Here is a 23,186-nt window from a genome sequence, read left to right on the forward strand (position 1 = left end):
ATTGGAGAAAAAATGAATTATTTTGATAAAAAAAATAGAATTTTACTAAGAGAAATGGTGAAGACAGATTTTAAATTAAGGTATCAAGGTAGTGCAATAGGCTATCTTTGGTCGATTTTAAAGCCACTTTTAATGTTTACAATCATGTATCTTGTCTTCATTCGTTTTTTACGTTTAGGAGGAGATGTACCACATTTTGCCATTGCTTTGTTATTGGCTAATGTTATATGGTCGTTTTTTTCAGAAGCGACTTCAATGGGCATGGTTTCGATTGTTACTCGAGGAGACTTACTTAGAAAGCTAAATTTCTCAAAACATACTATTGTTTTGTCAGCAGCATTAGGAGCTTTGATTAACTTTGGTATTAATCTCATTGTTGTTTTAATTTTTGCAATTATCAATGGGGTGAGTATTTCCTGGAATGTTATTTTGGCTATTCCATTATTTTTAGAGTTATTTATTTTAGCCTTAGGCGTTGGATTGCTTTTATCAACAGTATTTGTTAAATTTAGAGATCTTGGTCAAATTTGGGAAGTATTCTTGCAAGCAGGGATGTATGCAACACCTATTATTTATCCAATTAGTTTTGTATCAAATCAAAATTTGATGGCAGCTAAGGTGATGATGCTCAATCCGATGGCTCAAATTATCCAAGATTTGCGGTATACTCTGATTGATCCTGCTAATACAACTATTTGGCAAATGTCTAATCACTGGTGGTATATAGTCATTCCATATATTATTCCCTTTGTTGTATTTATAGTTGGATTAACTGTTTTTAATAAGAGTTCTAAACGATTTGCGGAGATCATCTAATGTCAAATGAAATAGCAGTAAAAGTTGAACATGTTAGTAAATATTTTAAATTACCAACCGAGAGTACATATAGTCTTCGTACGGCAGTTGTTAACCGTTTTAAAGGTATTAAAGGCTATCGTGAGCAACACGTCTTAAAAGATATTAATTTTGAAGTTAATAAAGGTGACTTTTTTGGGATTGTTGGCCGAAATGGTTCAGGTAAATCGACACTTTTGAAAATTATCTCACAGATTTACACTCCTGAAAAAGGTTCTGTCAGTATTGATGGTAAATTAGTATCGTTTATCGAATTAGGAGTAGGATTTAATCCTGAGTTAACTGGTCGAGAAAATGTTTATATGAATGGAGCCATGCTTGGGTTTACAACTGAAGAAGTTGATAAAATGTATGATGATATCGTAGAATTTGCTGAGCTAAGAGATTTCATGAATCAAAAGCTAAAAAACTACTCAAGTGGTATGCAAGTTCGATTGGCATTCTCTGTTGCTATAAAAGCTCAAGGGGATATTCTAATTCTTGATGAAGTGTTGGCTGTTGGTGATGAGGCTTTTCAGCGTAAATGTAATGATTATTTTATGGAACGAAAAGCAAGTGGAAAGACAACAATTCTGGTTACCCATGATATGGGAGCAGTAAAAAAATATTGTAATAAAGCAGTCCTCATTGAAGATGGTTTGGTAAAAGCATATGGGGACCCAGACGATGTTGCCAACCAATATAGTTTTGATAATGCAGTATCAACAGCACCACAGGAAATTCTTGATGAGAATGATTCAATAGAAGATAATCAAGAATCTGAGATAGAAAATAATTCAAAACTTTTCGTAGATAATTTACAGGTCAAGTTACTTTCACCAGAAAAATTAACTCAGAATGATATTGTTGAGTTTGATATTTCATACGATGTTTTGAAAGATATCGAAACCCACCCTGTATTTTCGATGACGGATATTGATCGAAATATCTGGATATATAATGATAATGCCTATGATACTCCGACTAAAACAAAAGGACACAAGCATTTAAAATATCAATGTAGTTTGTCTGCCATTAATGATATTAAACTAAAACTTCAAGTGACCATTTTAGGACCTTCTCGAGAAATGTTAGCATTTGCAAATTCAGAAAATACTCCAATCTTTATGGTAACTCGTACAGATATCAGTGGAGATGATTTTTCAGCTATGGATTCAGCAGCAGGACTAGTTCGAAGAAATGGACATTGGGTAATTACAGAGTAAGGAAGATATATGGGGAGTTCTCTAGTTTCAATTGTTTGTACAGTTTATAATAAAAGGAAATGGATTGAACAGACTATTGATAGTTTTTTAAGTCAAAAGACAAATTTTGAATTTGATATTGTTATTATTGATGATGCATCTACAGATGGATCACAGGATATATTAGCAGAATTTGAAAAGCAATATCCTGAAAAAATAACTGTCTTTTATAATGAAAAAAATCTCGGTATTGCAGAAACTTGGTTAAAAATTTGTGACACTATTCAAACTCCATATATTGCTAGATGTGATGGTGATGATGTTTGGATAAACCCACAAAAATTACAACTTCAAGTTGAAGCATTGAGAAATAACCCAAAATCAAAATGGTCAAGTACAGATATCGATTTAATTGATGAGAATGGTAACTTAATTGATAGTTCTATATTTGAATCTGGGAAAATGTCAAAAGTTCATGATTTTGAAACATTATTATCAACCAGAGGCTTTTTAGCACCATCTACATTTCTGGTTGAAACTAAGCTAATACAAGAAATTAATCATCAAATTGACCTGGAAACTGCCGATGATACCTTTGATATTCAGCTCAATTTATTCCAGAAAACTGAGTTGACTTACATACCAGAATCGACTGTTTTATATCGTGTTAACCAAGGTTCTGATTCAAGACCAACTGATTTCAGTAAAGTGGAAGACCGTTTTAATAAGCTTTTAAGAACTCAGAAAAATTATCTAGATAGATATCCTGATTCTAACTATCGAGAAATGCTAGAAATTCTTTTGGATAGAAATAACCAATATGAACTAGAACTTTCGAAGAAAGCAGCTGGTTTAGAACAACTTGGTTTTGAGAAAATTACCATTTATTTTGATAAAGATGGTGAAGGATTTAGTCAAAAAGCTATTGAGCAATATCCATTAGAAACACAATCGGATATTGGAATCATATTACCGGAAAACTGTAATCGTATTCGTATCGACATGTCTGAACAACCTAGTTTTTATGATTCAATTATTTTAATTTCCAAAGCAACTAATACTCAGATTTTCCCTGTTTTTTCAAATGCAATTGTAATTGATGTTGCATACGTATTTCCAGATTCAGATCCTCAAATGATTTTTGAACTTCCTCAAGATATCTATGGTAAGGACTTTATCCTAAAGTATAAAACAAGCGAAATTAATGATATTCAATCTTCAAATTACATTGCGAAGAAACTATCTAAAGATGTTCATGATTTAAAAATGATTTATCAAAAATCACTGAAAGCTCAAACTATATTAGAAAACCATCAAAAGCAATTGCAGGATAAAATTGAAGAGCAAAGAAGAGAAATAGAATATATAACACAACTCTATAATGGAGTTATTAGTTCAAGACGATGGTCAATTCCCACTAAAATTATCAATTTCCTTAGGAGAAAAAAATGAAGCGTTTGCTTTTATATGTACATTTTAACAAATTTGATTCCTTGAGTTCCCATGTTCGTTATCAGCTAGAGCAGATGCGACCTTTGTTTTCTAATGTACTATTTATATCAAACAGTCAATTGAACAGCCAAACAATTGATGAGCTAAAACATAACAAACTGATAGATGATTTTATTCAACGTGAAAATTCAGGGTTTGATTTTGCAGCATGGCGTGACGGCATGTTGGAAATTGGATTTGATGAATTAACTAGTTATGATTCTGTAACTGTGATGAATGATACTTGTTTTGGACCTCTATGGGATTTAAAAGATTACTATTTGAATTTTGAATCAGATCACTCCGTTGATTTTTGGGGAATGACAAATAATCGCGAGACAAAGAAGTCTCGACACTCACAAGGTTTTCGCGAACACCTTCAAAGTTACTATATGGTCTTTCATAAACCGGTTTTGTTAAGCAGTGCATTCCAGGAATTTTGGAAAAATATAAAAAGTTATCAAGATGTTCAGGATGTTATTAATCATTATGAAACCCAAGTTACAACCAATCTTGTAGATGCTGGATTCAATTATAAAGCTATCTTTGATACAACTGACGAAGAAGCAAGTCATCTCCTTCATGCAGATTTTTCATATTATCATCCTACAGCCATTCTTCAAAAACGTGTCCCATTTCTGAAAGTGAAAGCAGTAGATGCCAATCAGCATATTACTCCTTATTTGCTTAATGAAATCGAAAAAACAAGTCAGTATCCCGTTGATTTGATTGTTAGTCATATGTCTAAAATCAATTATCCAGATTTCAAGTATTTGTTAGGACGAAAATATCTTAAAGATATTAGTAGTGTTCCTATCACTAAAAAAGTAGCTGTTCATTTGCATGTATTTTATGTGGATTTACTTGAGGAGTTTTTGGATGCTTTTAGACATTTTGAGTTTGCATTTGATTTGTATATTACAACTGATAGTGCAGAAAAAGTATCTAAAATTGAAGGGACACTAAATCAATCAAATCAGAAAGCAAAGATTTATATTACTGGAAATATCGGTCGTGATGTTTTACCAATGCTAAAATTGAAGACTGAATTGTCACTATATGATTATGTTGGACATTTCCATACTAAGAAGTCTAAAGAAGCAGATTTTTGGGCTGGAGAATCTTGGCGAAAAGAATTGATAGATATGCTTGTTTTACCTGCCAATCAGATCTTATCGCATCTAGAAAAAGAAGATGATTTAGGTCTTGTGATAGCAGATATTCCGACATTTTTCCGTTACAATCGAATTGTAAATGCCTATAATGAAAATCAGATTGCACCAGAAATGAATGAATTATGGGATAAAATGGGGTTACAAAAGTCTATTGATTTTAATGCATTTCATACGTTTGTTATGTCATATGGAACCTTTGTTTGGTTTAAGTATAATGCCTTAAAACCATTATTTGATTTAGATCTAAATGATGATGATGTCCCAGAAGAACCATTACCACAGAATTCAATTCTTCATGCAATCGAGCGACTATTAGTATATATTGCTTGGGATAGAAACTATGATTTTCGGATTTCTAAAACGACAACAGAACTAACACCTTTTATTGATAACAAGTTATTAAATGAGAGAGGTGATTTACTACCTCATACTTACGTTGACTTTAATCATTTAGGTGGTATCAAAGGAGCAGTAAAATATATCTTTGTAGGGCCAGCAAGGGCAATTAAGTATATTTTGAAAAGATTGAAGGAGAAAATTTAAAAAAGAAATGAACATATTTTCGAATCAAAAAATTCTAAAACACCTGCATACTTTGATCTTTTTTTTATCAATATGTGGTTTGAACTTAGTTTATCTGAATCATTATTTTGTATCAGGTATACAACTTGGTGAAGGTTTTTATTCGTTTTCACATATATTAGCAATGTTATCTCCGATTGGGGTACTTGTATCAGCATGGTATTTATCGTTTGGTTTAAAAAAGCAAAGCTTTATAAGATTGGGTTTCGGAGTAGTTGTCTATTGGATATTAGCATATTTTATAAAATGGACGAGAAATCTGAATAATCCTGATTTTAATCCATTGTCTCTAAATAACAATCATTTTTTTCAGACAAATGGTTTTTTAATTGCTGGAGTAATTATCATCTTAGCATTCTTGTTTAGAATACTTCAAAAAATATTTTTTAAAGAAAGTTCATTGGTAACTTTTTTTAATAAAAATAGTTTCAGTGATGGATATATTTTTATTTTACTCTTCATAATAATGACTGATGCTGAGCTTTTACAAATTATTAAATCTACAGTAGAGGCATATCTAAATTTAAATGACATTAGGAATTATATTAAAATATTTATTGGAAATGTCATAATTGTACAGGTTCTATTTCTTCTCGTTATTAGATTGTCCTATAAGGCCATACATGATTTCAAAAATAACAAAGCTACTTTTAGCTTAACAGTAGTCACTTCCTTATTATTAGCCGTTACCTTAAATTTTGGGTTTCAGTTTGGCATTAAAGGAGACTCGGATCTTTTAGGTAAATATATATTTCCAGGAGCAACACTCTATCAAATTCTATTTTTATATTTTATATTTCAATTTCTATTTTTATGTACTAATAGATTTATTTTAACATCAATATTTTCCATTATGCTAATGATAATTGCTGTATTTGCTAATGTCATTAAGTTTAAAATGCGAAGTGAACCAATTTTGGTCAGTGATTTATTTTGGTTGAAAGATATTACCTTATTATTAGGCTTTATTTCATTTAAATTCGTTGCAATTTTAATAGTTTTAGTTGTCATTACGCTTATTTTATTTATTTTTCTGAATAAAAGATTCTTTAATAATAAAATTATTAATGGTGTAAGTTGGAGAATTATAGGATTACTATCAATAATTGCAATAATGAGTCTAAATTTTTGGGTTTTTTCAAAAGAAAAAGATAAAAAAATTTTAGGTAATATTCCAGTTATCTCCACATTAAATAATTGGTCTGATATGACATGGATGGGTTTTAAAGTAAATTCACAGTTTAAATCTTTAGCGTTTGTTTGGACGAAACAGTTAACTAAAAATGTTATGGAAAAACCCAAAGACTATTCAAAAGAAACCATAAAAAAAATAGTAAGAAAATACGAAAAAAAAGCAATTGCTATTAATAGAAATAGGAAAAATAGTATATCTGATCAGACGGTTATCTATATTTTAAGTGAAGGTTTTTCTGATCCATCAAGGATTAGTGATGTTACTATTAGTAAGCCAATTATTGAAAAAATACAGCAAATAAAAGATGAGACAACTAGTGGCTTGATGCATTCAGATGGATATGGTGGAGGAACTGCTAATATGGAGTTTCAGTCATTGACGGGGTTACCTTTTTATAATTACTCTAATAATGTTTCTACACTTTTTACAGAAGTAGTTCCTAAAATGAAGACTATTCCAGCTTTAAGTGATCAGTTCATACAAAGTGAGCGATATGTATTGCATGGATCGGATGCAAAAAATTACAATAGGCTATCTGTTTATAAAAAAATGGCTTTTGACAATTTTATTTTTTCAAATGGTTCAGATGAAACATTTAATAATCCAGAAAATCAAGGTGTTAATTTAAGTGACCAAGCTATTTATGATAATGTTATCGAACAATTAAATCAAAACAATCAATTCTTTTCAGTGATTACAATGCAAAATCATGCCCCTTGGTCGATAGGTGGTCCTCAAGATATATTTGGTGAAGGTGAAAATTATTCAGAACAAGAGAATGCGGACTTAACGTCGTATGTGAGGTTAATGAATATTACAGATAATGCAACTAAGGATTTTCTCTCTAAATTATCCAATATAGATAAAAAAATTACTGTTGTTTTCTATGGAGATCATTTACCTGGCTTATATCCGCAAAAATCTTTTACAACTGATCCCGATAGTCAATATAGAACTGATTATTTTATCTGGTCAAATTATCAAAATAAAAAAATAAATCATCCTCTTGTTAATTCTAGTGATTTTTCGGCGGCATTACTAGAGCATACTGATAGTAAAGTATCTCCATATTACGCCCTTCTTACAGATATAATGAATGATGCAAGTGTAGATAAAAAAGACTTGACTAAATATCAAAAACAACTTCGAGAGGATCTCTCGATTATTCAGTACGATATAACCTTAGGCAAAAATTATATTTCACAATATCAAGATTTTTTTATAATAGGAGAATAGAATGAATGACAAAATTGCTGTTTTACTTCCAGCTTACAATGAAGAAGTAACGATTCAAAAGGTAATAAAGGATTTTCAAAATGAATTGCCAAATGCTGTTATTTACGTATATGATAATAATTCGAAGGATAAGACGAATCAATTAGCTTTGGAAGCTGGAGCAATTGTCAGATTTGAACCTCGTCAGGGAAAAGGTAATGTAGTACGTTCTATGTTTCGAGAAATTGATGCTGACTATTATATTATGGTGGATGCCGATGATACTTATCCAGCTAAAGAAGTTCATAAATTATTAGAGCCATTGAGAACAGGAATGGCAGATATGACCATTGGTGATCGCTTATCGAATGGCTCATATGCAGAAGAAAATAAAAGAGGATTCCATGGTTTTGGGAATAGCCTAGTAAAGAATTTGATTAATAAACTTTATAAAGGAAATTATGAAGATATCATGACTGGTTATAGAGGATTTAACCGTTTATTTGTTAAAACTTTTCCTGTGCTTTCGCCCGGATTTGAAATCGAGACTGAATTATCAATTCACTCTTTGGATAAACGTTTTAAATTAGTGGAGGTCCCCATAACTTATCAAGACCGCCCTGAAGGAAGTGAATCAAAATTAAATACATTTTCAGACGGATTTAAAGTTTTAAGAATGATTTTTAATCTTTTTAAAGACTATAAACCATTACTTTTCTTTTCATTGTTCAGCTTACTATTTTTCATTTTGGGACTTCTAGTTGGTGTTCCTGTTATTACTGAATTCGCTAAGACTGGTTTAATCGAAAAAATGCCATCTGCTATTTTAGCAACAGGATTTATGATATTATCTGCGCTTTCTTTTGTTTCTGGATTCATCCTAGATACCATTGTGAGACAAAATAAAATGCAATATGAATTGAAAATCTATGATTATTTTGAAAGAAATGGAAGAAATGATTGAGAAACTTCGTTTTTTTATTGGAACTTGCATGGATAGCCTAATTAAATTTAGATTTATTATCGCTATTTTACTATTTATATGTAGTGTTAGTTTCGAATTACATGGTAGTTCAATTTCAAATTGGAATAATTTTGGAGTGAGAGAAATCTCATCAGGTAAGGAATCGAAAACAATTAACCAATTTTCAAATTCAGAAACTATAAATTTAAAAGAAGAATTTGAAAATTGGATTTCTATCCCTGAAAGATCTGATGGTACTATAATAGGAGTGCCTAGAATGATCAGAACCGACGAATGGTTGGTTCAGACCCCGTTTTTTATATCACAAGCAAATACGGGCAATCATTTTAATAATAAATCATATGGTCTATCTGGACAAAATATGATTTTAGCATATAATGCACCAGTTTTTGATATATCAGTTATAGGAAAACCGTTTAATTGGGGCTTTTTATTTCTTGGACCATCTAGAGGCCTCTCTTGGTATTGGAGTTTGAAATTAATTGGTTTATTACTACTTTCGTTTGAGTTTAGTATGATTTTAACGAAAAAAAATAAATGGCTTTCTTTGATAGGTTCTTTTTGGATAACATTTACGCCATCAATCCAGTGGTGGTTTATGCAGCATTTAGGTGATATTATCTTCTTTTCATTGGCTATAATGGTAGGAGTATTTCACTATTTTAGACAAAAGAGTGTGCTCAACAAACTTTTATTATCCTTTTTAATCGGTAGCTCAATTGTTGGTTTTATTCTCGTAATATATCCCGCTTTTCAGGTGCCATTTGCCTATGTCATATTAGCTTTTCTATCGATAGAATTAATTAGGGCAATAAAAGAAAAAAGATATAATAAGAAAGATTATTTTATTATTCCAGTGACATTATTTTGTTCGGTAGCGATTGTCATTTATACATTATTGAGAAGTAAAGAAGCTCTAGAATTGACATTATCGACAGTCTACCCTGGACAAAGAGTTTCAGTTGGTGGGGAGCTTTCGTGGTCTCGTATTTCTGATATGTTCATGACCATTTTACTACCCTTCAAGATTCCAACAACCATTAACCAAGTGGAAGCATCAAGCTCAGTTTCTCTATTCCCATATGTTTTAGTGTCGCTTCCCATTGTATTTATAAGAGATACTATTAAAAAAAATATTTTCCCCATTTTTTTAATTTGTTTTAGTCTATTTTTGATATTTTACAGCTTTATTGGAATTCCAGAGCTATTTTCGAAATTAACTTTATTTAGTTTTGTAACTTCAAGTAGATCCTGGCAGACTCTTTCAATTATTACTATCTTTTTATCACTATGGTTTATTTCTGTTATTTGGGAATCAAGTTCTCTTACAAGAAGTAGTAAGATACTGTTATTTATATTGGGAATTACCGTTACTGTTGCATTAGTAATATTTACATTTCAAAATCCAGATTACTTAGGTTTCCTAGGGAAAAAATATTTGCTGGCATTGGCTTTGATTTACTTTGTAATATTTATTGCTATAATTTTCGCTTTTAAAAAGATGTTAATATTTTTATTGTTGTCGATTATTCTGATTAGTGGTATGACTGTTAATCCTTTGGTTAAAGGACTTGATGTTATTACAAATAAGAAGTTATCCCGAGAAATAAAATCCCTAGCTAAGGAAGATAAGAATGCTTTATGGTTAACTGAGAATAATTTGTATAACTATCCTCAAATGTTTGGTGCTAAGACGATTAATAGCGTTCGATTTTATCCGGATAAAAAATTAATGGATAAGCTCGATCCAAAAGATAAAATGGAAAATTCGTGGAATAGATATTCCCATATGCATATGCAACTAACAAATTCAGAAACCGATATGTCTGTCGGAGGAGCCCCCGATGTTTTAGAAATTAGTTTAAATTTAGCTGATTTCAAAAAATTGGGCGGGGAATTTGTTTTAACCAATAGAGAATTAACTGAACAAGTTAGTTCTAATTTTAAAGAAATTTATTTGGATAAAGATGGAAATAGAATATATCAATTGATTACAAAAGATCAATAAGATAAAGAGAGTTGATATTAAGTAAGTAATGAAAAATCAAAAAAAAACAAAATTGATACAAAATGAAGTTGTTAAATATTTAATTTTTGGTATTTTAGCAACCATTGTCTATATTACATTTAGATTGCTAGGGTTTACTATTACAAATAACGTAACTTTTTCTGTAATCTTCGCAAACATAGTCGCAATTCTCTTTGCATTTTTTACAAATGATTTTTATGTCTTTCCGCAAAGAAGAAGCGGTTGGATAAAGAGGTTAATAAAGTTTTTTATAGCTCGACTGTTTACTTTATTTATTGATTTTATTTTAGCTTATTTATTAGTGGAAAAATTTCCAGATATAATTGGTATGTTTGTTGATCACAATTTGGCTTATGTTAATGGTATCGAAACAATGTTAGGTCAAATTGTTGTGATTGTTCTAAATTATGTAATAAGTAAATTTTTAATATTTAATAAATAACTTGTAGCCTATGAAGGCACTGCACTCATAAAATGAGACAAATGAGACATCAGAAAGACACTCCTGTTTCTAGTTTACTAGAAACAGGAGTGTTTTGTTATGGTTAAAAAAGCGTATTCGGTAGAAACTAAGTTAGTTTGTATCGAAATGAAAAAAGCTGGAAAGTCTAACGAAGTTATCAAAGAGACTTTGGGAATCAAAAATGATAGTCAAATCTACACTTGGATGACATGGTACAAGAAGGAAGAACTCCATCGTCTACACCAACCTGTAGGGAAGCAATACACCTATGGCAAAGGAATGTGGCAACTATCTGAAGTAGAACAGTTATTAGAGTTTAAATTTTGGGGTACTTTTTTGAAAATTATTATAAAACATTAAATAAAAATGTCTTTTTTATATTCCATGTGATAGAATGATATTATTGAAAAAGAGAGAAGTTTTAAAATTGAATAAAAGATTTTACAAGTCAAAAAAACAATGGATTTTAGCTGGTATAACATTCGCAGGTCTTGTTTTAACCCCTAATGTGCTAGCTGAAGACGCTAATACAACTGCTGTTTCAAGTAGTTGGGTAGATACAAAGAATAAACCTACCGTTTTATCTGACCTCGAGTCATTACAATCGGTTTCTTCAACAACAATTGGATCTTCAATAGAATCAAGTGAAATAATTCAGAGCGAATCTAATTTTTCTGAAGTATCTTCAACTGCAGTAATGAATAATGACAGTGATGGTCAAAGTGAATTAGCACCATCAAGTGAAGCATTTTCAAATAATGAGGTGGCTACTAAGACTGAAAAAACAACAGTAGGAAACTCACTTTCTGCTTCTGTTGAAGCTGCTAGTCGGTTAACTAGTGCGAGGACTTTTTCAGCTCCAGTAACTTCTGAGAATGTTAAGGCATCTCAGACAAATTCTACTGTTGCTGAAAATAAACTAGTCACCGCAACAGTATCAGATAAACAAATTTCTATCCAATATCATGCTGATAAAGCTGTTTATGATAAGGTACAATTCGCTGTATGGGGAGATGATAAAGGGCAGAATGATTTAGTTTGGTACACTGCTGATAACACTGGAGCAGCATTTGTTGAATTAAGTAAGCATAAAGAATATGGTCAGTACCACATTCATACTTATGGAACTAAATCTGGTAAAATGGTTGGTTTAAATGTGATGAGCATAGAGGTACTTAAACCTCAAGTAAATGCTTCGGTTACAAAGCTTTCAAATGGTAATTATAATGTTGTTGTCACTAATGTTCCGAATGAAATAGTGAGTATAAAAGTTCCAGTTTGGTCAGAAAATAATGGCCAAGATGATATTATTTGGTACAATGCTACAAAGACAAATGATTCTACTTTTGTTACTGAAATTAATACAAGCAGACATAAGAATGATAGTAGCAATTATCAAGCTCACATATACGGAATTAGTAGTGTGACAGGTGGTTTAATAGGTTTGACAACAACTAGCTTTATAAACACTGTTACAAGTATTCAAAAGGCAAACGCTACTGTTTCAGTAACCAATTACTCTGAAACGAAGTCTGAATTTAATGTTAATGTCATAGGAAATTCTAATACGAAAACTATAAAATCTGTTAGTATAGCAGCTTGGTCAGAAAAAAATGGTCAAGATGATTTGAAATGGTATAAGCCGACAGTTTCAAATAATAAGGCTACAGCAACAATTAACATTAAAGATTTGTCAGACACAAATGATAATTATATTGTGCATGTTTATACGGATTATACTGATGGTTCTCGAGTGGGTACTAACTTAGGTACTTACAGAATAACAAAACCACAAGATCCAGTTGCATCAACTTCTGTGACAGTTTCGCCAGTTGGACAAAATAAGTACAGTGTTACTATATCGAATGTTCCCAAGAATGTTTCTGCAGTAACAGTACCTATTTGGTCAAGTGACAAAGGTCAAGACGATTTAAAATGGTATTCGGCAGTCAAGCAATCAAATGGTGATTATAAAGCTACTTTTGAACTTGTTAATCATTCCAATAACATTGGTACTTATTATCTCCATGTTTATGGGAAAACTACCGATGGTTTGAAAGGATTGTTAGCAACTACTTACCAAGTAAATGATTTAGAAATTACTAAGAAGGCTATATATCAAAAAGGTCAGTTGGTTGAAATTCAGTCTTTTGCAACTAATGATTCAACAGGGAAAAATTTAGTTAATTACCAAGGAAAAATTGGTACAGTAACTAATATTTCTAAAAATACATTTAATAGTATTGGTGGTTGGGAATATTCTATTACGTATAGTGATGGTAGTAGCAGTGATCATATTCTTGAACAAGACTTGAGATATGTTTATCAAGTTGCATTGAATACTAATAATACTTCATTAGAGAATAATCGTGCTTTGCAGCAAGCTTTTAATTTTGCTAAAACACACAAAGGTGCCACACTTTATCTGCCTAAAGGAAATTTTGTTGTTGGTAGCAATATTTCGGAAACTGATCTTGGAAATGTTAGTGAAGATAATTACATTATACTAAGCTCTGACACTAAACTGAGAGGTCATGATGAAGGGACAATACTTCAAGTTGATGGAACAATGTTATGGTTTGGTTTACCAACGGGAAAAAATCCTACTGATGGAGTAAGTAATTTAACGATTGACAATATCAATGTTATTGCAAAAGATTTGGTCAATGGAGATTATTTCATGGTCCAAATGAATCATGGTAATAATATAGTTGTTAAAAATAGTAGTTTTACCATGGTTCAACGTGTTGATCGTCATATTTTTGATTTTGGAGGAGTACAAAATGCTACATTCACAAATAATAAATTTGTTGGGTATGCTCCTTCTTTAACTTCAGTTAAAAGTTATCCTAGTGGTGATTTACATAGTTTTTATGCAGAAGCCATTCAGTTAGACCGTTCAAACAATCAAGGTAGTTGGGATGCAAATATGATTAAGCGTCTAAGTCCTGTTGATTATATGAATTTCAATGCACAAGAAGCTTTTTCAAATAACATTGTAATTAGTAATAACCGTTTCTTACCATATTATTCAAACGGAAAGATTTTGGCATATGCCGCAACTATTGGTCAACATTCTTCACAGGTTGGGAATGTAGCGGTAACAAATAATTATTTTGAAAAGTTAATGACTAAACGATTTACTGGTTCTGAATCTTGGGTTATGGAAGCAGTCCATATGCAACCAAAAAAAGGAAGTAAGCATATTATTTCTGGAAATGTAGTTGTTTAAGGAGTGGTATATCTATTCACGAGTAACGCTTTTGCTACTACGGTACTTTTTTGTCTCTTCGTCAACTGTAGTGGGTGACTTATAGCTAACATCTAGAGAGTATCGTTCCGGTTCTTTCTTTTTGGATATTTAAAGCGATGAGTATTTTCGTTTTAAAGTTCTTGAATGTCTTGAATCCAAAATCTTGTCGTTTGATATCCTTGATGAGTTTGTTGGTTGCTTCTAGCTTAGTATTAGAAATAGTGGAAATGTTTTTCGTCCTAATATTGCTGATTTTGAAGTGGGGTTAAAGGCCGTTAATTTGATTAGAAATATATGTGCTCATGTTGGATGACTCTATAATACCAATTTGAAAAATGTCAGAATGAGAACTATGGAAAAGTTTGATTTAATGGCTGTCTTTATGTTTTAAAATCCATTCACCATCTTCTCATTACGGGGATCTATTTCACATTAGACCTATAAACTAGAAGACCTCCGGGTCTTCTTTTTTATCCTATTAACATGATATTTTCCGAAAATACTCATATTCCAGTAATTACTTGCATTGATTTTAAAGAAATTTTATAATAAGAAAAATTATCAAGGAGGCTATTATGGCAAGGCGTTTTAAAAGTTTAACTTCAAGGAAAAAAGTTTTTTTAGGTATTGGGATATCCCTTTTTGTTATTGCTGGCTATGCTATTTTCCAGATGTCTCATTCTGAGAAAACTAAAACTACAGAGACGATTTATCAGCCTAGTACGGTGACTAGTGGAAAGATTGCTTCTTCAACACTTTTATCTGGGACTGTTTCAGCATTATCTGAGCAGTATGTTTATTATGACAATTCAAAAGGTGGTTCGGCAAGAGTAACGGTTGAAGTAGGTCAGCAGATTGGCAAAGGTCAACAACTTGTTCAATATGACACAACCAATGCTCAAGCTGCTTATGATTCAGCTGTCCGCAATCTTAATAAGGTTGGCAGACAAATTACTCAATTGAAAACTTATGGTGTTCAAACAGAGGCACCTGCTGAAGCAACGACAGATGCAACAACGGAAGCTTCTGGAAATACCGCTAGCCAATCATCATCGACTTCCTCTTACGGTCAGACTTATAAACAACAGTTGCAAGATTTGAATGATTCTTATGCAGATGCTGAGGCAGAAGTGGCCAAAGCTCAAGAAGCTTTAAATCAAACTGTGGTGGTTAGTGATGTTGAAGGTACGGTAGTAGAGGTTAATCATTCTATTGATCCAGCCGCTAAAGAAAGTCAGAAATTGGTTCATGTAGCGACACAAGGACAATTACAAGTTAAGGGACATTTGACAGAGTATGACTTGGCTAATTTGAAAAAAAATGATGAAGTTATTATCAAATCAAAAGTCTATCCTGATAAAAAATGGCAAGGTAAAATAACTAGTATTTCAGATTATCCAGAGCAGTCGACCTCTTCAACAGAAGGTTCTGGAAATGGTTCAAGTGGCTCTAAATATGAATATAAAGTTGATATCACAAGTGATTTAGCTGAGTTAAAACAAGGTTTCTCAGTTTCTGTGGAAGTCGTTAACAGCAAAGAATCCTTACTAGTCCCAACATCTGCGGTGTTTAGTTCTAAAGGTAAGGACTATGTCTGGCGATTTGATAAGCTATCGAAGAAAGTTTCTAAGCAGGAAGTAGGTCTTGGTAGGGCAGATGCGACTTCTCAAGAAATTTTAACTGGTCTAGCTAAAGAAGATCGTATCATTGCTAATCCGGATAAGTTGCTTAAGGACGGTCAAAAACTTAGTGATGAACAAGTTAAGTCAGAGGATACTCCAAAAACAAGCAATGAGGAGAAATAGTCATGACTGATCAGAAAGCTTTAATGCAATTAAAAGGGATCACAAAGACTTATCGTAATGGTGATCAAGAGTTACAGGTGCTTAAAGGAATAGATTTGACAGTTTATGAGGGCGATTTTTTAGCTATTATGGGGCCATCCGGTTCTGGGAAATCAACCTTGATGAATATTATTGGACTTTTAGATAGACCTACTTCTGGAAATTATGAATTGGGTGGTCAGTCTGTCTCAGGCCTATCTAGCCAAGAGCTTGCAAGAGTGAGAAATCAAGAAATAGGGTTTGTTTTTCAACAGTTTTTCCTTCTTTCCAAAATGAATGCTCTGCAAAATGTTGAATTACCTTTGATTTATGGTGGTGTTGGCGTGACTCAACGAAAACAATTGGCTAAAGAATTTTTAGAAAAAGTCGAGTTGGGTGAACGTAGCAAGCATTTGCCATCGGAGTTGTCAGGTGGTCAAAAGCAGAGGGTAGCCATCGCAAGGGCATTGGTTAATAATCCTTCGATTATTTTAGCTGATGAACCGACAGGGGCTCTGGATACTAAGACAGGAGACCAGATTATGGCGCTACTCAAATCTTTAAATGATGAAGGTAAGACTATTATCATGGTCACTCATGAACCAGAAATTGCGGATTATGCAAAAAGAAAAATTGTAATCCGAGATGGTGAAATGACCCTTGATACAACTGAAAGTGTTCGAATAGATTAGGAGGATGGCGTGGAAAATTGGAAATTTGCCTTTAGTTCAATACTAAGTCATAAAATGCGCTCCTTTTTGACAATGCTAGGGATTATCATCGGCGTAGCTGCAGTCGTTATTATCATGGGACTGGGGAATGCTATGAAAAACAGTGTCTCAGATAGCTTTACTGGAGATCAAAAGCAAGTTCGCTTATTCTATCAGTCTAAAGATAAAGATAAGAATCTTGAAAATGGTTTTAGCGACGATAAGTCTGCTGAAAAGCCTGTTAAGGTGGAATGGCTAGATCAAACAGTGGCGAGTATTCCTGGTATTAGTTCCTATTATGTTACCAATTCAGCCGCTGGTAAGATAGGTTACCGCAAAAAAGTGTTGGATAATGTGACTATTTCAGGAGTCAGTCAAGATTATTTTGCTGTCAAAGATTATGATATTGTTGCGGGGCGACAATTTCAAGATGAGGATTATCGGCAATTCTCTAGAATTGTAATGATTGATTCCACAATGTCGGATAAGTTATTTGGTAAGAAAAATTATCAACAAGCTTTAAACAACATTTTAACGATTGGTGATAAAGATTACTTGATTACTGGAGTTTATAAAGCCGCTAAGGATACAATGTTTCTATCTGCGGGTAATGGAACAGCTGTTATGACAAATACTCAGGTTGCCCAAGAATTTAAAAAACCGGAGGTTGAGGAAATTTTTATCCATGTCGATGACGTCACGCAAAGTCAGATTCTGGGTAAAAAAGCTGGTAAAGTACTAACGAAGTTATCTCAGGTACAAAATGGGAAATATACAGTAGCTGATACGAGTGAGATTCTAGCAAATATTAATAAACAATTTGGTATTATGACGGCTGTTATTGGCTCTATCGCAGGTATTTCTCTTTTAGTTGGAGGTATTGGTGTGATGAACATCATGTTGGTGTCTGTTACGGAAAGAACAAGGGAAATCGGTCTTAGAAAGGCTCTTGGTGCTACACGTCGCAATATATTGACACAGTTTTTGATAGAAGCCGTATTTTTGACTATTTTGGGTGGTTTTTTGGGACTTTTCTTAGCGCTATTAGCAGTTGGAAGCTTGGGAGCAGCACTTAATTTGCCTGGAGCTACGGTATCTTTAAATGTTGCCTTTGTTGCTATTGCTTTTTCAGCAGGTATAGGGATTATTTTTGGATTGCTTCCAGCCAATAAGGCGAGCCAATTAGATCCAATTGAGGCTCTCCGGTATGAGTAAACCTTCCAAAACGATACGATACCTAATCAAAATATTATCGGCTATTATTTTTGTCTTATCTCTATTTTTTGTATACTTTTTGGTAGTCAATTTAGATATTATTGAGAATCCTGATGCCTTGCAGAGGCTGATTAGCAAGGATTTAGTGGTAGGGGCAATTTTGTTTTTTGGCTTACAAGTATTACAAGTCTTAATAGCGCCTATTCCAGGAGGCATTATTACAGTCGTAGGTATCTTAGCGTTTGGTCCGGTTTTAGGTTTTTTATTAGATTATCTGGGCATTCTTTTAGGTAGCTTATTGTTATTTCGCCTTGTGAGAACATACGGGCGTTCAGCTATTTACTTGATGATTTCCGAGGAAAAACTATCTGTCTATGAAGATCGATTTTTTGGTAACTATTTTCATAAGTTAGTTTCTATAGTGATGCTTGCTCCAGTTGGACCAGCCGACATTACTGTGATGTTGGCAGGTTTGAGTAAGATAAGTGAGAAGAAGATGATGACCATCTTAGTCCTCTGTCGTCCTGTATCGATTATTTCATATAGTCTCTTTTGGATTTATGGAAGTTATTGGTTAGAGCGCTTTTTTAGTTTTTAAGTTTTTTAGATGAGTGTAAGGGGTTTCTTTTTTAGTTTGATATTTTTAGTCTTTCTGATAGAATAATACTAAGTTTAATAAATGTGAAGGAGTATTCAAATCAAATGGTTACTATTTCATTTAAAGCAGATGAAAATCGTTCGATTGCCCTTGATGAAAACATAGAAATTGGTGAGTGTACCTATCAGGTATCTGATGGTATTTGGGTCATTAACCATACCTTTGTTGAGCCTGAGTATGGAGGGCAAGGTATTGCAAAACAACTTGTTGATAACATTATTTGGCAGGCGCGTGAAGCAAATACCAAAGTATCAGCTACTTGTTCCTACGCTATCAATTTATTTAACAAGACAGACGATTATAATGATGTTCTTATCGACGATTAAGGTCAGTCATCATAGAAGTGCTTAAAAGAACCAATCCTCTTTCTCTACAAGATTCTGGTATTTTGCCGAATGCTTTGAGAAAGGGGGTTGGTTTTAGTTTTTCTTATGATGCTATATCATACAGAAGCGAGGTCTTATCTATACAGGTTTACCTTAATATTGGCAGCCTACTTTTGTAGAGGATTGTCTTTACGAATAGTCAGGTTTTGAATTTACGAATAGTCAGGTTTTGAATGCTCCTGTCTTATTGATATCATTTAAAGAGTTCTATTAGGGCTAGCTGTGATAAAAAGCGCTTAATAGGCTTTTTATTTTCATTTAATATAGGAACCAAAACAGTTGTTGCAACAGTGTTCTTGTATTCTCTCTTACCGATTATTAGTAATACCTATGCTGGTATTGCTAATGTTAACGATGATTTGGTAGATGCTGCCAAAGGGATGGGAATGACTAAGAAGCAACGTCTTTTTATGGTAGAATTACCGCTTTCCTTATCAGTTATTATGGCTGGTTTAAGAAATGCTCTTGTCGTTGCAGTTGGGATTACAGCCATCGGTGCTTTTGTTGGTGGTGGAGGTCTCGGGAATATCATTGTCCGAGGTACTAATGCTACGAACGGAGAGCGATTATTCTAGCAGGCTCTTTACCGACAGCTGTTATGGTAATTTTATCTGATATAGGTTTAGGGGCTCTTCAGCCTTTCCTTGAACCTAAAGGATAAGCTTTAAACAGGTGTTGGTATGATATTGAAATGGTGTCAAGAAAAAAACTTGACACTATGAAATCACTCTGCTATACTAATTAAGGTAAAGCAGTAGGAGTGTTCTTTCTGCTGATCCAATTATTAAAACAAAAGAAAAGAGACTTAAAAAATGGCAGTAAAAATCCGTTTAACTCGTATGGGTTCTAAAAAGAAACCTTTCTACCGTATCAACGTTGCAGACTCACGTGCTCCACGTGATGGACGTTTCATCGAAACAGTTGGAACTTACAACCCACTTGTAACTGAAAACCAAGTAACTCTTAAAGAAGACCGTATCCTTGACTGGTTGTCAAAAGGTGCACAACCTTCAGATACCGTTCGTAACATCCTTTCACGTGAAGGCGTTATGACTAAATTCCACGAGTCAAAATACTCTAAATAATTAAATGCCTATGGACACCATTGAAAATCTTATTATTGCTATTGTGAAACCTTTGATTTCACAACCGGATCACTTAACGATTAAAATTCAGGATACGCCTGAGTACTTAGAATATCATCTTGATTTGGATGCCAGCGACATTGGTCGTATTATCGGGAAAAAAGGTCGCACAATTATGGCCATAAGATCGATTGTCTATTCGGTGCCCGTTCAAGGTAAAAAGGTTAGACTTGTTATTGATGAAAAATAAGTCAACTTTTTCTGCAAAAACTATTGACAAGATTTGAAAAAATCGCTAAAATAGTTTTTGTTGTTTTGGGGTATAGCCAAGCGGTAAGGCAAGGGACTTTGACTCCCTCATGCGTTGGTTCGAATCCAGCTACCCCAGTAAAGTAGCATTATTCTACTTTAGAATTAGTATTACTACTCCATAATGGTCCGTTGGTCAAGGGGTTAAGACACCGCCTTTTCACGGCGGTAACACGGGTTCGAATCCCGTACGGACTATCCTTAAAGAGAGCATTTGCTCTCTTTTTTTGTTGTTAGCTTGAATAAGTAGTTTAATTTGGCTCATTGTCAACTGTAGTGGGTAACTTATAGTTAATATCTAAAGGTTGGGCAAAAAATCTAACCTCTCAACGTAGAGTTCGTTTTAACATCTTAATGCAGTGTTTGGGAGAAACGCTTAGCGATTTATTACTTTCAGCATTTTCCCTGCACAGTTGCTTAGGAACTTTAGTTCCAAGTATGCACTGCTGAACGGCTACTTTGTTCGTGTTTCTCGCTTGAAATCAGACCTAGAGTAGTAGATAAAAGATATGCTTTTTCTATCTGTAATCTCAAAAGATCCACCAGACCTTTTGAGCTATGCGGGAATGGGTTAAAATGATTTAGGGAACATTTTAATCGGGAAATAAGGCTTGCGAAACAAGCATCACAAACTGTCCAGTGAACAGTTTTAGGTCTGATTCTTAAAATAAGATAACGAAGACGCCCCTCTTTTTTAGTTAAAAAAGGGGGGTCACACTCTCTATTTTTATAGTGACAATGAGGCGCTATTTACATTTGGAGGAGGATATCTATCGTTTTCTTTTTTTAAAGCGATAACTATTGTTAAAGATGATTGAGTTCTAATCAGTTTGATATTTATAAATTAAGTCTTTTTTAATACTTGGTATTTTACATTGACAGGCCCTCGGGAAGGAAGTATACTAAGATGGTTAACTGGTTAATTATCTTTGAAAATCAATTTTTTATTAACAGAGGAGTCATGATGAAAGGTAAATCACATTCTTTAATAAGTTTGTTTACAATAGCAAGTTTGAGTACAACGATTCTTGTTCAGCCTATGTCATTAGTTAAGGCAGAAGAAGCTACAGGAGATGCTGTTACCCAACCTATTCAAGGGTTTATGTTTACAGTTACTGTCTTAGGTGAAAATGGTAAGACAGTAGCTGGGCAAAAGGTAATGCTTTATGATATTACAAGTGGTAGAGTAGAATATGCAAGTGGTATTAGTGATTCTTCAGGTAAGGTCATTTTTAATAATCTTCCTCTAAATCACAATTTCTCTGTATCAATTAATGGTATTATCCAAGGCTATACAGTTAGATCTGGAGAAGCTGGCGGTCAAATGGCATCAAGTTTTACAATACCTGGTCAAGGTACAGGAGCACCGACTTATACTACTAAACCAATTACGATTACAGTCGTCAATCAAGATGGTGAAGTGTTAGCTAATAGAGAAGTTAGCCTGAAGGATCGTAATGGTAATCTCATCGATAGTAAACGTAGTGATTCGATGGGGAATATTGTATTTACTGATAAACTTTTAGAGGGTACTTTTTATAATTACTATTTGAATGGTAGCAAGATAGGTGAGGTGATACCTGGACAATCTAGGTATGTCTATGAGGATACTAGTAATGCCGTAAAATCTGGCTTTACCTTTATTGCAACTATTTTAGCTGAGGATGGTCTGACATTATCAGGTAAAGAAGTTGTCCTTAGAGATATTACCGATGGCCCAAATGGCCCAACGATTTCTGTGACTTCTAATTCGGATGGTCAAGCCATTTTTGAAGAATTATCCTTAAGCCGTAATTACAGTATTACTGTGGATGGTGTTGTCAAAGGGCATACTATTAGAACGAGCGAAGCAGGATCAGTGATGAGAGCTAGTTTCTTTACAGATGGTAAAGGTGAAAAAAAACCAACTTATAGTAAAGATAGCGTGACAGTTGTTGTTTTGGATGAAAATGCTGAACCAATTTCAGGACAAAAAGTTGTATTGAGAAATACACTTGGTCAGGAAATGGGTAATGGGATTTCTGATAAAGAAGGTAAAGTGATATTTTCTCAAGGGTTACATGACGGTACTTTCTATAAGATTTCTGTTAACGAGTTGGAAAATATTTCAGAAGCAATGCCAGGAAATGAGCGCTCGATCTATCTGACATCAGATCAGATGATTTCTTCGGACGATTCTGCTAAGCCAGAGGCACCTAAAGTAGACGAAAAAAAACTCTGAGAAAGCTGATAAGCTCAAGAAAGAAGCGGAAAAGACTTCAGTTAGCAAACAACCGGAAGCTTCAGCAGTAGACAAACAGTCTGCAAGTAAAGAGACACCGACTTCAGCAGGAGAAGGACATTCAATAAGCAAGGAGACAAAGACTTCAAAAGTAGATAGTAAAAATAGTCAAAAACCATTGAGCCAAGTGTCTAAAAAGGCGTTACCAAGTACAGGTGAGCAGTCAAATAGTTTCATGGCTTGGTTAGGCTCCGCTTGCTTAGCACTTATTGCTATGATTTTTTTAACAAAGAAAAAATTACAAAAATAAGGTATTAAGAAATCAGCATGAGCTGGTTTCTTTTTTAGACGA

At 33.3% G+C, this 23,186-nt stretch carries 18 protein-coding genes, 2 tRNA genes and 3 pseudogenes; 22 read left to right on the top strand and 1 reads right to left on the bottom strand.

Features of this window, described 5'->3' with window-relative positions:
- The first annotated feature begins 12 nt into the window (after nucleotides 1–12).
- From C0J00_RS03250 to C0J00_RS03295, 10 genes and pseudogenes are all read left to right on the top strand, one after another.
- Nucleotides 13–816: an ABC transporter permease gene (locus C0J00_RS03250; protein WP_104967543.1), complete on the top strand. Its 804-nt coding sequence runs from the start codon at nucleotides 13–15 to the stop codon at nucleotides 814–816.
- Nucleotides 816–2,060: an ABC transporter ATP-binding protein gene (locus C0J00_RS03255; protein WP_104967544.1), complete on the top strand. Its 1,245-nt coding sequence runs from the start codon at nucleotides 816–818 to the stop codon at nucleotides 2,058–2,060. Before C0J00_RS03250 ends, C0J00_RS03255 begins: the two co-directional genes overlap by 1 nt.
- A 9-nt stretch (nucleotides 2,061–2,069) precedes the next feature.
- On the top strand, nucleotides 2,070–3,491 hold the full coding sequence (locus tag C0J00_RS03260) for a glycosyltransferase (protein WP_104967545.1): 1,422 nt from the start codon (nucleotides 2,070–2,072) through the stop codon (nucleotides 3,489–3,491).
- Nucleotides 3,488–5,248, top strand: a complete 1,761-nt coding sequence (locus C0J00_RS03265) for a rhamnan synthesis F family protein (RefSeq protein ID WP_104967546.1) — start codon at nucleotides 3,488–3,490, stop codon at nucleotides 5,246–5,248. The genes C0J00_RS03260 and C0J00_RS03265 overlap by 4 nt, the downstream gene beginning before the upstream one ends.
- Nucleotides 5,249–5,411: 163 nt before the next feature.
- The gene (locus tag C0J00_RS03270) at nucleotides 5,412–7,718 is read left to right on the top strand and encodes an LTA synthase family protein (RefSeq protein ID WP_158667307.1); all 2,307 of its coding nucleotides are present in this window, start codon (nucleotides 5,412–5,414) and stop codon (nucleotides 7,716–7,718) included.
- Nucleotide 7,719: 1 nt separating this feature from the next.
- Complete coding sequence (locus C0J00_RS03275) at nucleotides 7,720–8,661, top strand: glycosyltransferase family 2 protein (RefSeq protein WP_104967548.1); 942 nt, start codon at nucleotides 7,720–7,722, stop codon at nucleotides 8,659–8,661.
- The gene (locus C0J00_RS03280) at nucleotides 8,627–10,690 is read left to right on the top strand and encodes a DUF7657 domain-containing protein (protein ID WP_324761707.1); all 2,064 of its coding nucleotides are present in this window, start codon (nucleotides 8,627–8,629) and stop codon (nucleotides 10,688–10,690) included. The genes C0J00_RS03275 and C0J00_RS03280 overlap by 35 nt, the downstream gene beginning before the upstream one ends.
- Before the next feature lie 28 nt (nucleotides 10,691–10,718).
- The gene (locus C0J00_RS03285; RefSeq protein ID WP_104967549.1) at nucleotides 10,719–11,153 is read left to right on the top strand and encodes a GtrA family protein; all 435 of its coding nucleotides are present in this window, start codon (nucleotides 10,719–10,721) and stop codon (nucleotides 11,151–11,153) included.
- A 99-nt stretch (nucleotides 11,154–11,252) separates the two neighbouring features.
- A pseudogene (locus C0J00_RS03290) lies at nucleotides 11,253–11,483 on the top strand (hypothetical protein); the annotation flags it as partial.
- Nucleotides 11,484–11,577: 94 nt separating this feature from the next.
- Nucleotides 11,578–14,406: a GBS Bsp-like repeat-containing protein gene (locus C0J00_RS03295; RefSeq protein WP_158667308.1), complete on the top strand. Its 2,829-nt coding sequence runs from the start codon at nucleotides 11,578–11,580 to the stop codon at nucleotides 14,404–14,406.
- Nucleotides 14,407–14,491: 85 nt separating this feature from the next.
- Here C0J00_RS03295 and C0J00_RS03300 read toward each other — a convergent pair.
- Nucleotides 14,492–14,671 (bottom strand): annotated as a pseudogene (locus C0J00_RS03300) (transposase); the annotation flags it as partial.
- A 331-nt stretch (nucleotides 14,672–15,002) separates the two neighbouring features.
- Here C0J00_RS03300 and C0J00_RS03305 point away from each other — a divergent pair.
- The 12 genes and pseudogenes from C0J00_RS03305 to C0J00_RS10700 all read left to right on the top strand — a co-directional run bounded on the left by C0J00_RS03305 (nucleotide 15,003) and on the right by C0J00_RS10700 (nucleotide 23,144).
- Complete coding sequence (locus C0J00_RS03305) at nucleotides 15,003–16,232, top strand: efflux RND transporter periplasmic adaptor subunit (RefSeq protein WP_104967552.1); 1,230 nt, start codon at nucleotides 15,003–15,005, stop codon at nucleotides 16,230–16,232.
- A gap of 2 nt (nucleotides 16,233–16,234) precedes the next feature.
- Nucleotides 16,235–16,942, top strand: coding sequence for an ABC transporter ATP-binding protein (locus C0J00_RS03310; RefSeq protein WP_104967553.1), 708 nt, complete (start codon nucleotides 16,235–16,237; stop codon nucleotides 16,940–16,942).
- A gap of 9 nt (nucleotides 16,943–16,951) precedes the next feature.
- Entirely contained in the window at nucleotides 16,952–18,175 is a 1,224-nt protein-coding gene (locus tag C0J00_RS03315) for an ABC transporter permease (protein ID WP_104967554.1), read from the top strand.
- On the top strand, nucleotides 18,168–18,773 hold the full coding sequence (locus tag C0J00_RS03320) for a TVP38/TMEM64 family protein (protein ID WP_104967555.1): 606 nt from the start codon (nucleotides 18,168–18,170) through the stop codon (nucleotides 18,771–18,773). The genes C0J00_RS03315 and C0J00_RS03320 overlap by 8 nt, the downstream gene beginning before the upstream one ends.
- A 104-nt stretch (nucleotides 18,774–18,877) precedes the next feature.
- The gene (locus tag C0J00_RS03325) at nucleotides 18,878–19,159 is read left to right on the top strand and encodes a GNAT family N-acetyltransferase (RefSeq protein WP_104967556.1); all 282 of its coding nucleotides are present in this window, start codon (nucleotides 18,878–18,880) and stop codon (nucleotides 19,157–19,159) included.
- A gap of 323 nt (nucleotides 19,160–19,482) precedes the next feature.
- A pseudogene (locus C0J00_RS03330) lies at nucleotides 19,483–19,880 on the top strand (ABC transporter permease); the annotation flags it as partial.
- Nucleotides 19,881–20,031: 151 nt separating this feature from the next.
- Nucleotides 20,032–20,304 (top strand): 30S ribosomal protein S16, encoded by a 273-nt coding sequence (gene rpsP / locus C0J00_RS03335; RefSeq protein WP_104967557.1) that lies wholly within the window; start codon nucleotides 20,032–20,034, stop codon nucleotides 20,302–20,304.
- Between the two features lie 10 nt (nucleotides 20,305–20,314).
- A complete protein-coding gene (locus C0J00_RS03340) occupies nucleotides 20,315–20,554 on the top strand; it encodes a KH domain-containing protein (protein ID WP_029691099.1) in 240 nt (79 codons plus the stop codon).
- A 66-nt stretch (nucleotides 20,555–20,620) separates the two neighbouring features.
- Nucleotides 20,621–20,692: transfer RNA gene (locus C0J00_RS03345), tRNA-Gln, on the top strand.
- A gap of 47 nt (nucleotides 20,693–20,739) precedes the next feature.
- Nucleotides 20,740–20,811: transfer RNA gene (locus C0J00_RS03350), tRNA-Glu, on the top strand.
- Nucleotides 20,812–21,577: 766 nt separating this feature from the next.
- Nucleotides 21,578–22,834, top strand: a complete 1,257-nt coding sequence (locus C0J00_RS03355) for a collagen binding domain-containing protein (RefSeq protein WP_158667309.1) — start codon at nucleotides 21,578–21,580, stop codon at nucleotides 22,832–22,834.
- 187 nt (nucleotides 22,835–23,021) lie between these two features.
- Nucleotides 23,022–23,144 carry an LPXTG cell wall anchor domain-containing protein gene (locus C0J00_RS10700; RefSeq protein WP_158667310.1) on the top strand — a complete coding sequence of 41 codons (123 nt, stop codon included), beginning with the start codon at nucleotides 23,022–23,024 and terminating at the stop codon, nucleotides 23,142–23,144.
- The last annotated feature ends 42 nt before the right edge of the window (nucleotides 23,145–23,186 follow it).

Source organism: Streptococcus pluranimalium (assembly GCF_002953735.1).
GTDB classification, from domain to species: domain Bacteria; phylum Bacillota; class Bacilli; order Lactobacillales; family Streptococcaceae; genus Streptococcus; species Streptococcus pluranimalium.